Source organism: Caballeronia sp. AZ1_KS37 (genome assembly GCF_023631165.1).
Lineage (GTDB): Bacteria > Pseudomonadota > Gammaproteobacteria > Burkholderiales > Burkholderiaceae > Caballeronia > Caballeronia zhejiangensis.
This window is the reverse complement of the sequence record NZ_JALQDP010000026.1, coordinates 31,919-45,786: the sequence shown is the minus strand read 5'-3', so window position 1 is coordinate 45,786 and position 13,868 is coordinate 31,919. Positions and strand designations below refer to the sequence as shown.

At 64.8% G+C, this 13,868-nt stretch carries 15 protein-coding genes; all 15 read right to left on the bottom strand.

Annotated features, from left to right (window positions below; all coding sequences use genetic code 11):
* Positions 1–31: 31 nt before the first annotated feature.
* The 15 genes from NCS00_RS14520 to NCS00_RS14450 all read right to left on the bottom strand — a co-directional run bounded on the left by NCS00_RS14520 (position 32) and on the right by NCS00_RS14450 (position 13,694).
* Entirely contained in the window at positions 32–946 is a 915-nt protein-coding gene (locus tag NCS00_RS14520) for an oxamate carbamoyltransferase subunit AllH family protein (RefSeq protein WP_250440352.1), read from the bottom strand.
* Positions 947–964: 18 nt separating this feature from the next.
* Complete coding sequence (locus tag NCS00_RS14515) at positions 965–1,633, bottom strand: cysteine hydrolase family protein (protein WP_250440350.1); 669 nt, start codon at positions 1,631–1,633, stop codon at positions 965–967.
* 382 nt (positions 1,634–2,015) lie between these two features.
* Positions 2,016–3,818: an FAD-dependent oxidoreductase gene (locus NCS00_RS14510; RefSeq protein ID WP_008354089.1), complete on the bottom strand. Its 1,803-nt coding sequence runs from the start codon at positions 3,816–3,818 to the stop codon at positions 2,016–2,018.
* A complete protein-coding gene (locus tag NCS00_RS14505) occupies positions 3,815–4,927 on the bottom strand; it encodes a DedA family protein/thiosulfate sulfurtransferase GlpE (protein WP_008354090.1) in 1,113 nt (370 codons plus the stop codon). Before NCS00_RS14505 ends, NCS00_RS14510 begins: the two co-directional genes overlap by 4 nt.
* Before the next feature lie 274 nt (positions 4,928–5,201).
* Positions 5,202–6,167, bottom strand: a complete 966-nt coding sequence (gene denD, locus NCS00_RS14500) for a D-erythronate dehydrogenase (protein ID WP_008354091.1) — start codon at positions 6,165–6,167, stop codon at positions 5,202–5,204.
* Between the two features lie 16 nt (positions 6,168–6,183).
* Complete coding sequence (gene otnI, locus NCS00_RS14495) at positions 6,184–6,972, bottom strand: 2-oxo-tetronate isomerase (protein WP_250440348.1); 789 nt, start codon at positions 6,970–6,972, stop codon at positions 6,184–6,186.
* A gap of 335 nt (positions 6,973–7,307) precedes the next feature.
* A complete protein-coding gene (gene otnC / locus NCS00_RS14490) occupies positions 7,308–7,949 on the bottom strand; it encodes a 3-oxo-tetronate 4-phosphate decarboxylase (RefSeq protein WP_175982946.1) in 642 nt (213 codons plus the stop codon).
* Positions 7,949–9,226 carry a 3-oxo-tetronate kinase gene (gene otnK, locus NCS00_RS14485; protein ID WP_250440346.1) on the bottom strand — a complete coding sequence of 426 codons (1,278 nt, stop codon included), beginning with the start codon at positions 9,224–9,226 and terminating at the stop codon, positions 7,949–7,951. Before otnK ends, otnC begins: the two co-directional genes overlap by 1 nt.
* On the bottom strand, positions 9,223–10,119 hold the full coding sequence (ltnD, locus tag NCS00_RS14480) for an L-threonate dehydrogenase (RefSeq protein WP_008354095.1): 897 nt from the start codon (positions 10,117–10,119) through the stop codon (positions 9,223–9,225). The genes otnK and ltnD overlap by 4 nt, the downstream gene beginning before the upstream one ends.
* A 10-nt stretch (positions 10,120–10,129) precedes the next feature.
* Positions 10,130–10,834: a FadR/GntR family transcriptional regulator gene (locus NCS00_RS14475; RefSeq protein WP_008354096.1), complete on the bottom strand. Its 705-nt coding sequence runs from the start codon at positions 10,832–10,834 to the stop codon at positions 10,130–10,132.
* Positions 10,835–10,921: 87 nt separating this feature from the next.
* Positions 10,922–11,260 (bottom strand): thioredoxin family protein, encoded by a 339-nt coding sequence (locus tag NCS00_RS14470; RefSeq protein ID WP_250440345.1) that lies wholly within the window; start codon positions 11,258–11,260, stop codon positions 10,922–10,924.
* A 55-nt stretch (positions 11,261–11,315) separates the two neighbouring features.
* The gene (locus NCS00_RS14465; protein ID WP_175982943.1) at positions 11,316–11,843 is read right to left on the bottom strand and encodes a chromate transporter; all 528 of its coding nucleotides are present in this window, start codon (positions 11,841–11,843) and stop codon (positions 11,316–11,318) included.
* Positions 11,840–12,391 carry a chromate transporter gene (locus NCS00_RS14460; RefSeq protein ID WP_250436372.1) on the bottom strand — a complete coding sequence of 184 codons (552 nt, stop codon included), beginning with the start codon at positions 12,389–12,391 and terminating at the stop codon, positions 11,840–11,842. Before NCS00_RS14460 ends, NCS00_RS14465 begins: the two co-directional genes overlap by 4 nt.
* A 5-nt stretch (positions 12,392–12,396) precedes the next feature.
* Positions 12,397–13,323 carry a 2-dehydropantoate 2-reductase gene (gene panE, locus NCS00_RS14455; RefSeq protein ID WP_008354101.1) on the bottom strand — a complete coding sequence of 309 codons (927 nt, stop codon included), beginning with the start codon at positions 13,321–13,323 and terminating at the stop codon, positions 12,397–12,399.
* Positions 13,324–13,352: 29 nt separating this feature from the next.
* Entirely contained in the window at positions 13,353–13,694 is a 342-nt protein-coding gene (locus tag NCS00_RS14450; RefSeq protein ID WP_033536684.1) for a hypothetical protein, read from the bottom strand.
* Between the last annotated feature and the right edge of the window lie 174 nt (positions 13,695–13,868).

Below are 13,868 nucleotides of genomic sequence, written 5' to 3'. Positions count from 1 at the left end.
GCGGTTTCTTGAAAACAGAATCGCAAATGCTTCAAGCCGATTCCGGGAATAATGATTTCGCTTCGCGCATTCGAATCGTTTCTCGCCATGCGCGCATGCCGTGCAAAATGCCGCCGAGACAATCCACGCCGGACGACGCGCCCCAGCGCATCACGGCATCGGCGGCATGTTCGATATCCGCGCTTTCGTCCGCCGCCGATGCAATCGCGATAAATCGATCGACCGGTTCGTTGAAATGTCCGTCGAGCGCGAGTTGCAGGTAATGGCGGCTGATATCGTTCGTGCGATGCAGATTCGCGCGCAGCTCGGTCGACAAGACATGCCGGTGCGCGTCGATTTGCGGATCGCCGCGCGGGGCCCAAATCGCCGCGAGATAGCCGAGCAGATAATCGTCGCCGTCGGGCGTGAGACCGCCGCCGAGGCCGACGAGCGCGTGAACCGTGGCAGCGAGCGTGGCGGGGTCATCGTGTGGACTCAGCCTGACGGCGCGCGCGTGCGCTGGCCAGCCCGGCAGCCACTGCAGCGCGCCTGCCACGGCGTGCCGCGCGCAGTGCGCCGCAAGCCGCGCCGCGACGCGCTCATGCCGCGCCGACAACGCATCCGGCGACATCCGCACGCCGGTTCCGCTTTGCAGCGCGGGCTGCCAGCACGCCGCGCCGGTCAGATCGACCTGCCACGTCGCGCCGGTCAGACGGCCATTGGAAAACGGGACGCGCTCGCCAGGCCGCGCATGGTCGCGCCAGTCCCAATCGGGCGGCGCGCTCACGCGCGCGCCGCACGACAGGTTCTCGCACGCGGCATCGACGAGCGTGAACCAGTCGCCCGTCTGCGCGACGAGATTGAGCGCGTGCCTGAAACTGCTGTGCACCGCGAAATCCCCGGTGCGCGACAAGCCCGGCCGCGCCAGATAGCCGATGCTCAGGCCGCGTAGCGTGATCGGGCTCATGCGCAGGCTCAGCGCGCCTTAGCCGCGCAGCGCTTCGATGACCGCGTCGGCGTCGCTGACCCAGCCGAAGATCGCGCCTTGCGCCTTGATCATCTCGAGCGCGTACTTCTGGAACTCGGGGAAGTACGAACCGACGCAATCCTGCGGCACGATGCATTCGAAGCCGCGATCGTTGGCCTCGCGCACGGTCGTCGTCACGCACACTTCGGTCGTCACGCCGCACACGATCAGCGTGCGGATATCGTGATTCTTCAGGATGAGATGCAGGTCGGTTTCATAGAACGCGCCCTTTCCCGGCTTGTCGATGACCGGCTCGCCCGCGACCGGATACAGTTCCGGAATCAGGTCGTGGCCCTTCTCCCCACGCACGAGGATGCGGCCCATCGGACCGTCGGAGCCGATGAAAGTCTTGCCGCCGCGCGTGAGTTTGGCCGGCGGGCAATCGGTCAGGTCGGCGCGATGGCCTTCCCGCGTATGAATGACGAGCATGCCGGCGTCGCGCGCCGCGGCCAGCACGCGCTTGCACGGTTCGATCGCGGTGCGCACGAACGACACGTCGTTGCCCAGCGCTTCGCCGAATCCGCCAGGTTCGACGAAATCGCGTTGCATGTCGATCATGACGAGCGCCGTGTGTTTCGGCTCGAAAGCCAGATCGAAAGGTTCGGCGCGGAAATGTTTTTGCGTCACGGCATACTCCTCTTCTTCGTTGAATTAAATGGATCGGTTCGATTGGTTTAAGCACACGAACTCATAAGGAATTCGAAATAATTGAATTCTCCGTTCGCGCGATTATTCGATTCTTAATGCCACTGAAAATCAGTGCGGTTCAAATTCGACAGAACTTCGAACTGATTATAGGCAGCGCGAATTGGAACACGATGAAATGATTGAACGCCGAGGATCAAATTTCTCGAAGCTCAATAATGAGCGCCCAGAGCGTCAATACTGGCGCGGCTTTAGACAGTCTTTTGCAACTGAGTCGGAATGTCGCGTGAGTCGCGTGATATTCGAAAATAAAAACGGCCACTGTCGAGTGGCCGTTTTTATCGTCCGGAGCGTGATGCGCGTTTTACGCCACGGGCACGCTCAAAGCTTCGCGCTTCGCGAGCAAGCCGTGAATCTGCGCGACGACCGCAGCGCCTTCGCCGACCGCCGCCGCGACGCGTTTCGTCGAACTCGAGCGCACGTCGCCGATAGCGAACACGCCCGGCACGCTGGTTTCCAGCGCCATGACGCCTTCCGTGCGCCCTTCGTGGGCCTCCGGTCCAGTCAGCACGAAGCCTTTCCCGTCGACGTTCACGTTGCAGTTGCGCAACCAGTCGGTATTCGGGTCCGCGCCGGTGAAGAGGAACAGATGCCGCGACTCGATCGTGAGCGGCCCATCCGGCGACTTGCAATTGACCGCCGTGAGCGCGCGGCCGTCGCCGTCGAGCGAGGTGATCTGCGTATGCGTTCGCACCGTGACGTTCGGCAGCGAGCCGATGCGCTCGACCAGATAGTGCGACATGCTCGACGACAGCCCCGCGCCGCGAATCAGCACATGGACGTGCTTCGCATGCGTCGCGAGATAGACGACGGCCTGTCCCGCCGAATTGCCGCCGCCGACGAGCACGACTTCCGCGTTCTTGCAGAGCTTCGCCTCGACCGGCGACGCCCAGTAATACGTGCCGTGCCCTTCATACCGATCCAGCCCCGCGATGTCCGGCCGCCGATACGCCGCACCCGAAGCGATCACGACCGTCTGCGTCGTCACGCGCGTGCCGTTCTGTAGTTCGATCTGGATCGGATTGCAGTCGCAATGCAGCGCCTTGATCTTCGTCGGAATCGCGATATGCGCGCCGAACTTCTGCGCCTGCACGAACGCGCGCCCGGCGAGCGCCTGACCCGAGATGCCGGTCGGAAAGCCGAGATAGTTCTCGATGCGCGAGCTCGCGCCCGCCTGCCCGCCCGGCGCGCGGCAATCGAACACCGCGACCGACAGACCTTCCGACGCCGCGTACACCGCCGTCGCGAGACCGGCCGGACCCGCGCCGACGACGGCGACATCGTAGACATGCGCGGGATCGAACTCCGGCAGCCAGCCGAGCTGCGTCGCGACCTGATTTTCATCGGGCGCGCGCAACACGGTGCCGTCCGGGCAGATGACGAGCGGGAAATCGGCCGTCGATGCCGAAATGCGTTCGAGCAGCGAGATCGCATCGGGGTCGGTGCAGGCGTCGATCACCGTGTGCGGATAACCATTCCGGCGCAGGAAGCCTTGCAGCGACACGAGACGGCCGTCGTCGGACGGGCCGAGCAGCACCGGTCCGCTGCCCTTTTCGATGAGGCCGACGCGCCGCAGGATCAGCGCGCGCATGATGCGCTCGCCCAGTTCCGCTTCGGCGACGAGCAGCGCCCGCAGACGCTCCGGCGGAATCACGATGCCATCCACTTCGCCGACCGCCATGCCGTCGACGAGACACGGCTTGCCCGAGAGTTGCGCCACTTCCGCGAGAAAATGCCCCTCGCCGTGCTCGCGCACGATGTGCTCGATGCCGAGCGCATCGCGCCGCGTCACGCGCACCGCGCCCTTCAGGACGATCACCATGCCGCGCCCGGTTTCGCCGACGCGGAAAATCCACTCGCCCGCGCGATAGTGCGCCGGCGTGCCGAAGCGGCTCATGCGCTCGATCTCGTTATCGGTCAGGCGCGGGAACATCTGGTGCACGCGGCTTTCGAGCGGCGAGAAGGGCGCGTTGTCGTCGCTCGTCGAGGATGCGGCGGCGGGCGTCGGCACCACGTTCGGATTCGGACTCTCCATCGGCTCGCGCGCGCTCCATGCGACGACATTCGGCATGTCCTGAGAGGACTCGTTGAACGGCGTGGTACTCATGCGCGATCTCCGTGTGGAAAACCAGCTTCATGCAGGGATGCGGTGCCCGCGGGCGATGCCGACGCCGATCCCGATACCGACGACTTGACGGGCCACGGGCACATCGCCGCCATTTCCGCTACTTCCTCGGGCGACGACGCCGCGAGCTCGCCGAACTCGGTCAGCGTCGCGACGTGAAAACCGGCGAGCCGCCACGCGTCGAGCCCGCCCGTGAGCGGCACGACGTCGCGAAAACCCGCGTTACGCATGGTCTTCGCCATCCACGCAGCCGACACTTCGTTCGGACACGAGCAATAGATGACGACCTTGCGCGACTTGTCGTAGCTCTCGATGATCTTCGCGAGATCGCGTTCGTCGGCGAACATCGAGCCGGGAATCGCTTCGGGATCGAGCATGCGTTTTTCGGGCGAACGGATGTCGAAGATTACGGGCAGCGGCTCGTCGTTCATGAGCGCATACAGCTCGTCCACGCTGATGCGCGCTTTTTCCAGCGTCGCCATGAGCGCGCGGCGGCGCCACCAGCGGTACGTGACGTAGATCGCGAGCAGCACCGCGACGACCGCCACCGCCTGCCGCCCGAGCTGCGAGATCATCGCGAAGACCATCTCCAACTGCGCCGCGAAGATGACGCCGACCGTCAGCCCGACCGCGCCCCACAGCGCGATGCCCGCGCCGTCGTGCGCGATGAAGCTGCGCAGCTTCACGCCCATCGCGCCCGCGAGCGGCACGGAGACGAGCGAAAGACCGGGGATGAACTTCGCGACGAGCAGGATGCGTACGCCCCAGCGCCCGAAGAAGCGTTCGGTCTTCTTCACGCAGGTATCGCGCGAAAGCGAGAGCTTGCAGATGGTCTTGAGCGTTTTGTCGCCATACTTGCGCCCGCCCTGGAACCAGACGAGATCGCCGAGCACGCCGCCCGCCACCGCGACGCACAGCACGCCCACGAGCGGCGGCCAGAATGCGCCGCCGTCGACCGCCATCAGCGCGATGGATGCGCCGACGACGATCATCGTCGGCATGGCGGGCACGGGCAGCCCGAGCGCCGAGCCCATCACGTTGACGAACACGATCGCCGGGCCGAATCGATCGACTAGCTGATGCAACAACATGGGAATCTCCCGCGCGGGAATGGTCTGTTCACGGGACGACGGGACGCGCGCCGCGAACGGCGCTGCGAAGGCGCACGGAGCACGTTAGGCACGCAAGGCACGAAAGCGAGAGAGATACGAGCGCTTGCGGCCGCTCGTGGTTCAACGCGATACGCGCGGCGCCGGGCCGACGTTCGTCACATTTAAGAGATAAGTGTAGCCCGGAAACGCGATCGTAAGCATGACAGGCGCGCGGGACGCGGGCATCGCGCGCGCGATGCCCGGAGAGTGGGATTCAGGCGAGGTCGTCGGCGATATAGGCGCGGATCACGTCGGCGAAATTTTTATCGCCCGACAGGCCGAGTTGCTCCGCGCGCGCCGTATTCCACGCGCCCGGCCAGCTGCACACGATCTTCTCGATGCGTTCGTCGCGCTGCCAGTCGATGCGCTGCACGACTTCGTCGCCCGCCACTTCGCGCAGCGCCGCGACCATCTCGTTCACGCTGACCGACAGCCCCGGCAGATTGATGACTGGCCGCAAGCCGAGCTTTTCGCGCTCGATTTCGCAGCCGGCGATCAGCGCCTCGACCGCGCTTTTCGGCGACAGCAGCCACAGACGCGTTTCGCCATCGACGGGACACGTCGAACGCTCGCCGTTCAGCGGCTCGCGGATGATGCCGCTCGCGAACGACGACGCCGCCGCGTTGGGCTTGCCGGGGCGCACGCTGATCGTCGGCAGGCGCAGCACGCGGCCATCGACGAAACCGCGCCGCGCGTAATCGGAGAGCAGCAGCTCGGCGATCGCCTTTTGCGTTCCGTACGACGATTGCGGATTCAGCGCGGTATCGTCCTGCACGACGTCGGGCAGCGCGCCGCCGTACACCGCGACCGAACTCGTGAACACGACGCGCGGCTTGTGGCCCGCCGCGCGGCACACTTCGAGCAGCGCGCGCGACGCGTCGAGGTTGATCTTCATGCCGAGATCGAAATCCGCTTCGGCCTGGCCGCTCACGATCGCAGCGAGATGGAAGATGGCTTCCGTCCCCGTGTCGACGTGGCGTTGCAGCACCGCCGGGTCGGAGATGTCGCCAGTTTCGGCGCGCACGCGTTTGTCGTTCAGCAGGCTGTCGTCTTGCGGACGCGCTACGTCGAGCAGCACCAGTTCCGTGATCGGCTTGCCATTGAGCTCGTTGCGCGCGAGCAGCCGCTTTGCGAGTCGCTGACCGATGAAGCCCGCGCCGCCCGTGATGAGTATCTTCATGTGGTCGCTTCCGTTTTTACAGATAAGGTTTGAGCCAGCCGAGACCTTCCGACGTGCCGGCCTTCGGTTTGTATTCGCAGCCGATGAAGCCCTCGTAGCCAAGCGAATCGATCAGTTCGAAGAGATACGGATAGTTCAATTCGCCGATGCCCGGTTCGTGGCGCTCCGGCACGCCCGCAATCTGGATATGGCCGATGCCCGCATTCGGGCGCTTCATGTCGCGCTTAAGCTTCATCGCGATGTCGCCTTCCACGATCTGGCAGTGATAGATGTCGAATTGCACCTTTAAATTCGGCGCATTGATCTCATCGCAGATTTGCTGTGCTTCGTCTTGGCGGTTCAGGAAGAAACCGGGTATGTCGCGGGTGTTGATCGGCTCGATCACGATCGTTATGCCCGCTTTCTGCGCTTCTTTTGCCGCGTATTCGAGGTTCTTCAGATACAGCGCGCGATGTTGCTCTCTGTTCTGATCTTTCGCGATCAGGCCGGCCATGACGTGCAGTTTCTCGTTGCCCAGCACGGCGGTGTATTCGAGTCCCTTTGCGACGCTCTGCTTGAACTCTTCCTCGCGGCCCGGTAACGAGGCGATGCCGCGTTCGCCCTTCGCCCAGTCGCCCGGCGGGGCGTTGAACAACGCCTGCGTCAAGCCATTGTCCGTTAAGCGCTGCTTGATTTCGTTCGCTTCAAAGTCGTAAGGGAACAGGAATTCCACCGCCTTGAAACCATCCTTCGCCGCTGCGGCGAAGCGGTCCAGGAAAGCGTGCTCGGGGTACATCATCGTCAGGTTTGCTGCGAATCTTGGCATTTGCTTGTGCTCCGTCTGTTCCGGTTTCGAATGCGCTTGCTTCCATGGAATCCTGTGTTCGAGTCGGTCTATTGGCGTTGCCCCTGTGCGGGGCGGCACTTACTTTCTTTGCTGCTGCAAAGAAAGTAAGCAAAGAAAGCAGCTTTTCAGGCCCGCGGTCACACGCAATTTGGGTAGTACTCTCGTCCACCGTGGCACTCGCCTAAAGAGTGCCCCTCATAGGCCCCATCGGGCCTGGCTCGCGCACGGTCCGACCAGCTAGTCCGTTTCGCGCGCTGGTTCAGCACGAAATGGCTCCAGCCCGCTTCGCGGCCGATCGGTCAGTCGGCTGTGTGTTACCAGCGCGCGCCGAACGTCTTCTTCAATTCCTCTATCGCTTCTTCCGCCAACGGCTCCGGGCGCGGCATCGTCGATAGATACAGCCGCGCCGTCTCCTCCAACTCCTCCAACGCATAGCTCGCGTGCGACACGGACTTCTCCCACACCACCGGCCCCAACCGCTCCAGCAACACCGCCCTCACCCGCGACGCCAACGCCGCCACTTCCTCCGCCACCGACTCGTCGCCCGGTCGGCGGTACGCTATCAGCGGAACATGGCCCACCTTCATCACGTAGTACGGCGTGATCGGCGGCAATACATCGTCGTTCTTCCACACGCCCGCCAACGTCAGCGCCACCAGATGCGTCGAATGCGTATGCACCACGCCGCGCGCGTTCGCATCGTTTTCGTAGATCCGGCGATGCAGCGCCAACGTCTTCGACGGACGTCCGCCCGATACGTGATTGCCTCGCGCATCCACCTTCGCAATATCGTTCGGATCGAGGCGGCCCAGGCACGCATCCGTCGGCGTGATCAGCCAGCCATCGTCGAGCCGCGCGCTGATGTTGCCCGCGCTGCCCACCGTATATCGGCGCTCGTACAGGCTTCTGCCCGTCACGCAGATCTCTTCGCGAATAGCGTTCTCGTTCGATGCCATCACAGTGCCTTCAACGCCTTTTCAAAGAGATCGGTCGTGCCGAAATTGCCGGACTTGAGCGCCAGGCCCAGCGCCCCGCTTCCATCCGCGCCGATCGATTGCGTCGCCGGCACGCCCGGATCGATCTGCGGCCCGATGCGCAACGAACGCACGTCCAGCGCCTGCACCACCGCGCCCGACGTTTCGCCGCCCGCCACGACGAATTTGGCGCAGCCGTCATCGCGCAATGTCCGCGCTATCGACGCAAGCGCGTCTTCCACCAGATGCCCCGCCTTCTCGACGCCCAGTTCCTTCTGCACCGCCTTCACTTCTTCCGGCGATGACGTCGCGTAAATCAGCACCGGCTCGTCATGCTGGCGCGCGAATTCGACCGCGCTCTGCACGACCGGCTCGCCGCGCGACAACGCCATCGGATCGACGCGAAACGCCGGCTTCGATTCACGCCAGTGCGCAACCTGCGCGTTCGTCGCCTTCGATGCACTCCCCGCCAGCACCACCGCTTTGCCCTCGATCGTCGGCAAATCGGCGGCGTGCTCCGCGTGCGCCAGCAGATTCGCCGCGCGGAAATTCTGCGGCAATCCAAGCGCGATGCCCGAGCCGCCCGTAATCAGCTTCAGATCGCGGCATGCGTCGCCGAGCACGTACAAGTCCGCGTCCGAAACGGCATCCGCGATCGCGAGGCGCACGCCGTCCTTCTTCAATTCATCGATGCGCGCGCGGATCGCGTCCGCCCCCTTCGCAATCGTGTCGTAACGAATGAGCCCGACCTTCGATTTCGTCTGACGCTGCAAGACGCGCACGAGGTTCGGATCGGTCATCGGCGTGAGCGGATGATTCTCCATGCCCGATTCGTTCAGCAACACATCGCCGACGAACAGGTTGCCGCGAAAAATCGTGCGCCCATTCTCGGGAAACGCCGGGCACGCAATCGTGAAATTGTCCTTCAGCGCGTCGAGCAACGCGTCCGCGACCGGGCCGATGTTGCCCTTGTCGGTCGAATCGAACGTCGAGCAATACTTGAAGAAGAACTGGCGGCAGCCCTGCGCACGCAGCCATTCGAGCGCATCGAGAGACTGGCGCATGGCGTCGTCGGCGGGAATCGTGCGCGACTTCAGCGCGACGACGATCGCGTCCGCCTCGATCCGCGCGCTCGCTTCCGGCACGCCGATGGTCTGCACCGTGCGCATGCCGCCGCGCACGAGCATGTTGGCGAGATCGGTCGCGCCGGTGAAATCGTCGGCGATACAGCCGAGCAGTGCCTGCGCCGCTTGCGTCATTGCTTCGCTCCCTTCGGAATGTCGATGCCCGGAAAAATCTTGATGACCGCGGAATCGTCCTCGCCGCCGTGTCCGGCCGTGGACGCCATCATGAACATCTGATGCGCCGCCGCCGACAGCGGCAACGGAAATTTCGACGTGCGCGCCGTGTCGAGCACGAGGCCCAAGTCCTTAACGAAAATATCGACGGCGGAAAGCGGTGTGTAATCGCCCGAAAGAATGTGCGGCACGCGATTCTCGAACATCCACGAATTGCCCGCGCTGTGGGTGATGACGTCGTAAAGCGCATCCGGATCGACGCCTTCGCGCAGACCGAGCGCCATCGCTTCGGCCGCCGCCGCGATATGCACGCCCGCCAGCAACTGATTGATGATCTTCACCTTCGAGCCCGCGCCGTGGGCGTCGCCGAGCCGATAGACCTTGCCCGCGATCGCGTCGAGTACGTCCTCGCAGGCGGCGTAGGCGTCGGCGGGGCCGGAGGTCATCATCGTCATTTCGCCGGAGCTGGCTTTCGCCGCGCCGCCGGACAAGGGCGCGTCGAGCATGTGCACGCCCTTCTCGCCGATGCGCTTGCCGAGATCGGCGGCGAATTGCGGCGATACCGTCGCGCACGCGAGCACGACGCCGCCGGGTTTCATCGCTTCGACCGCGCCGGTTTCGCCGAACAGCACGGCTTCGGTCTGCGCCGCATTGACGACGACCGTCAGCACGACCGCGCACTTGCCGCCCAACTCGGCCGGCGACGCGCACGCGATGCCGCCTTCGGCCGCGAACGCATCGAGCACCGGCTGGCGCACGTCGCACGCATGCACGGCGAAGCCCGCCCGCAGCAACGAGCGCGCGACGCCCATGCCCATTGCGCCCAAACCGATCACTCCGACGTTTCGTGTCATCGCAGATTCCTTAACAGATGCCCGCTTCCGCCAGTCGGCGCGCGGCGTTGATGAGATGCGTCTGCGCGGCGTGGCGCGCGGCGTCGGGCTCGCGCGCGCGGATCGCCTCGACGATCGCCGCGTGCTCCTCGCGCACCTGACGCATGAAGTCCTCGCGCAGCGCCTCGTTGCCGCGCGTAACGAGCGTGCCCGCTTCCAGGTACTGGTTCAGAAAGGTGAGGGTTTTCAGGAAGTACGGATTGCCGGTCGCGTTGGCGATTTCCCGATGGAACGCGACGTCCTCGGCGACGCCGTCGCGGCCATCGCGCACGGCTTCATCGATGGATGCGAGCGCGTCATCGATGGCGGCGAGTTGTTCGTCGGTACGCCGCTGCGCGGCTTCGGATGCCACTTCGGCCTCGATCGCCCGGCGCAGCGCGAGAATCTGCACGACCGCGCCGGGCTCGACCGCCTGCGCATAATCGATGCGCAACGGCCGAATCCCCGCGCGCTCGACGATGAATACGCCGCTGCCCTGACGCGGCTCGACCATGCCTTCGTTCTTCAGCCGCGAGATGGCTTCGCGAATGACCGTGCGGCTCACGCCGAATTCCTGCGCGAGCACCGCTTCGGTCGGCAGCTTGCCGGTCGCGGCGAAACTGCCCTTCTCGATCAGCTTTTGCAATTGTTGCGCGACGGTGTCGCTCAACGCGCGCGGCGGAATTTTCTCGAACATGCGACTCGATGCGCCTCGTCAGGTCATCGGGTCATCATACAAATTTTTACGATGGAAGTGGACCGAGGAATAACCCTCGGTCGTGGCTTACTGCGCGAGCGGCTCGTCGATGAGCGCGAGCGCGTCACGAATTTCGGAGACGTCGCCGGGGCGCACGAGGCGCGCGACTTCCTTGCCGCCGAGCATGAAGACGAGCGTCGGCCAGAGCTTTACGCGAAACGAACGTCCGAGCGGGCGGCCGCTGCCATCCTCGATCTTGATGTGCTGCACCGCGCGATGATCCTGAAATGCCTGCGCGATCAACGGTTGCGCGGCACGGCAGAAACCGCACCAGTCGGTGCCGAACTCGACGACCGTCGGGCCGGTGAGCGCGTCGATTTCCGTGCGATCCGGTGCGGTCTTCGCGTATTCGAGGTTCATGCTCATGGCGTGCTTCCTTGTCTTTTGTTGTCGATGAAGCCAGCAGAAAACTTGCCCGATCTTACTGGCCGAAACCCGTCAGCCCGATGAGCGCGCCGCCCGCGAGCAGCCACAGCGGATGCAGCTTCGTCCGGTACGAGACGAGCGCGACGAGCGCCGTGATGGCCGCGAGCGTCCAGGTTCCATCGGATGCCTCGGCGATCAGCAGCGCGCTCGCCGCGACGAGCCCGGCCGTGATCGGCACGAGCCCGAGCTGGATGAAGCGCCGCCACGGGCGATCCTTGAAGCGCTCCCACGCGTGCATCGCGGCGATCGTCACGAGCGACGACGGCCCGAACTTCGCGATCGACGTCACCAGCACGCCGGGCCAGCCGGCGACATGCCAGCCGATCAGCGTGACGACCATCATATTCGGGCCGGGCGCGGCCTGCGCGAGCGCGAAGAGCGCGGAGAAATCGGCCTTCGACATCCATTCGTGAACCTGCACGACCTGACGCTGCATTTCCGGCAGGATCGAATTGCCGCCGCCGAACGCGAGCAGCGAGAGCTGACTGAAGATCGCCGCGAGCGAAAGCAGATCGTTTTTCATCGGCGGACTTTCCACGCGATCAGCACCGAAATCGGCGTGAAGACGAGCATCGTCGGCAGGAGCGGCGTGCGCAGGATCGCTATCGACGCGAACATCAGAAGCGCGACGATCGCCGCTTCCGGCTTCCGGCGCAGCGGCCACATGATCTTCGCCGCCATCGCGATGAGCAGGCCCGCCGCGGCCGCCGCGAGTCCCGCGAACAGATGCGCGATGCGCGGGTCCTGATGCGTGCGCTGATAGATCACGCCGAGCCCGATCACGATGAGCGACGGTCCGACAAGCAGCCCCAGCAAGCCCGCGAGCGCGCCCGGCACGCCGCGAAAGCGCATGCCGATTGCCACCGACAGATTGATCACGTTGCCGCCCGGCAGGAACTGACAGAGGCCGAGGAGATCGGTGAACGCGTCGGCGTCGAGCCATTTGCGGCGCTCGACGATCTCGCGCCGCGCGAGCGGCAGCGCGCCGCCGAACGCCGTCAGCCCGAGCGTCAGAAAGCCGATGAAGATTTCGGCGACCGTCGGCCGTGGCGCGTGGCCGTCGCGGGACATGACGCTCACGCGCGTGCCCGGCGCGCTTCGTAGGCTTTCAGATGCGCGTACGCGACCGCCAGCGCCGACAGCCCGGCGATTTGCGTGCGCCGCCGCGACAGCAGATCGCCGACGATGTGATCCGCCTCGATCGGCGCGCCGTTCTCGAGATCGCGCAGCATCGATGCGGTCATCGGCGAGCCGCGCTCCGAGAAAAACGCCCGCGCGCGCGTGACGACCGCCTCGCCCGGTGCGTGCGCGTTGTCGCCGGCGATGCCGCAGCATTCGTCGAAGAGCTGGAACAGCAGCGCCTCGCCGCCCGGCGCCGCGAGAATATCGCCGATGGGCGCGCGCATCAGGCAGGTGCCGGTCGCGAGCGTGGCGAGGAACACCCACTTGTCCCACATCGACTGAAGGATGTCTTCGCTCACGTTTAAATCGAAGCCTGCGCCGTCGAGTTGCGCGGCGATTGCGTCGATGCGCGCCGAGCGGCCGCCCGTGCGCTCGCCGATAGTCATCGAATGCATGTTGTTCAGATGCACGATCTCGCCTTCGGCGTCGAGCGTCGCGGCGATCACGCATTGGCCGCCGAGCACGTTCGCGGGATCGAAGCGCGCGTCGAGCGCGTCGAGATGGCCCATGCCGTTCAGGAGCGGCAGGATCGCGGTATCGGGTCCGACGGCGGGCGCGAAGGAATCGATCGCGCCTTGCAGGTCGTAGGCCTTGCAGCTCAGGAGCACGAGATCGTAAGGGCCGTCGATGTCTTTCGCGAGCACCATCGGCGGACAGGCGAACGCGAGATCGCCTTCCGGGCTCTTCACTTTCAGGCCGCATTGACGCAGCCGCTCGGCGCGGCGCTCGCGCACGAGAAAGGTCACGTCGCGGCCCGCTTCGAGCAGCCGTGCACCGAAATATCCGCCGATGGCCCCCGCGCCCACTACCAGAATCCGCATGTCTCGCTCCTTTTCGCTGTATGAATCGTTCACGCCTGCCAGACGCCATAGCCCGCTTCGCGCAAGCCGATCGCCAGTTCCACTTCCATGTCGCGCGCGCCGTCGTAGGGCATCGGGTTGTACATCTCATACAGTTGCGGCAGGAGCCGCAGCCCGTATTCGCGGACGTAGCGATTCGACTGGATGCCGGCCTTGTGCTTGTCGAAGCGCACGTCGGGATCGATGCCCGTCATGCCCACGTAGACGAACGGCATGCCGATCACGTAATCCGGATTCGCGCGACGGAAACGCGCTTCGTTCCAGACCGTTCCGGACAGTTCGACGACGTAGACGGAGTAATGATGGCTGCGCGCGCGCCGGGCGGGCGGCATGTTTCGGATGGCCTTCGCGGCGTGCTCGTTGCGGGCGTCCATTCTATGACGGCGATGCTTTTGGCGCTCGATCGGACGGCGCGGCCCCTGCCGGATGCGTCTCAAAGTGGTAAATTCGGGCGGTCTGCGCTCGCGCAAAACGATCGGACATCGGCGCGGCCCATCGCGCCGCCG

Bases quoted from the DNA above. Each gene is read 5' to 3' on its own strand.
- ltnD (WP_008354095.1), bottom strand. From the start codon at position 10,119: ATGACACGAAACGTCGGAGTGATCGGTTTGGGCGCAATGGGCATGGGC.
- otnK (WP_250440346.1), bottom strand. From the start codon at position 9,226: ATGACGCAAGCGGCGCAGGCACTGCTCGGCTGTATCGCCGACGATTTC.
- denD (WP_008354091.1), bottom strand. From the start codon at position 6,167: ATGAAGATACTCATCACGGGCGGCGCGGGCTTCATCGGTCAGCGACTC.
- NCS00_RS14450 (WP_033536684.1), bottom strand. From the start codon at position 13,694: ATGCCGCCCGCCCGGCGCGCGCGCAGCCATCATTACTCCGTCTACGTC.
- NCS00_RS14475 (WP_008354096.1), bottom strand. From the start codon at position 10,834: ATGTTCGAGAAAATTCCGCCGCGCGCGTTGAGCGACACCGTCGCGCAA.
- NCS00_RS14465 (WP_175982943.1), bottom strand. From the start codon at position 11,843: ATGAAAAACGATCTGCTTTCGCTCGCGGCGATCTTCAGTCAGCTCTCG.
- NCS00_RS14460 (WP_250436372.1), bottom strand. From the start codon at position 12,391: ATGTCCCGCGACGGCCACGCGCCACGGCCGACGGTCGCCGAAATCTTC.
- NCS00_RS14505 (WP_008354090.1), bottom strand. From the start codon at position 4,927: ATGTTGTTGCATCAGCTAGTCGATCGATTCGGCCCGGCGATCGTGTTC.
- NCS00_RS14520 (WP_250440352.1), bottom strand. From the start codon at position 946: ATGAGCCCGATCACGCTACGCGGCCTGAGCATCGGCTATCTGGCGCGG.
- panE (WP_008354101.1), bottom strand. From the start codon at position 13,323: ATGCGGATTCTGGTAGTGGGCGCGGGGGCCATCGGCGGATATTTCGGT.
- otnC (WP_175982946.1), bottom strand. From the start codon at position 7,949: ATGGCATCGAACGAGAACGCTATTCGCGAAGAGATCTGCGTGACGGGC.
- NCS00_RS14510 (WP_008354089.1), bottom strand. From the start codon at position 3,818: ATGAGTACCACGCCGTTCAACGAGTCCTCTCAGGACATGCCGAATGTC.
- otnI (WP_250440348.1), bottom strand. From the start codon at position 6,972: ATGCCAAGATTCGCAGCAAACCTGACGATGATGTACCCCGAGCACGCT.
- NCS00_RS14470 (WP_250440345.1), bottom strand. From the start codon at position 11,260: ATGAGCATGAACCTCGAATACGCGAAGACCGCACCGGATCGCACGGAA.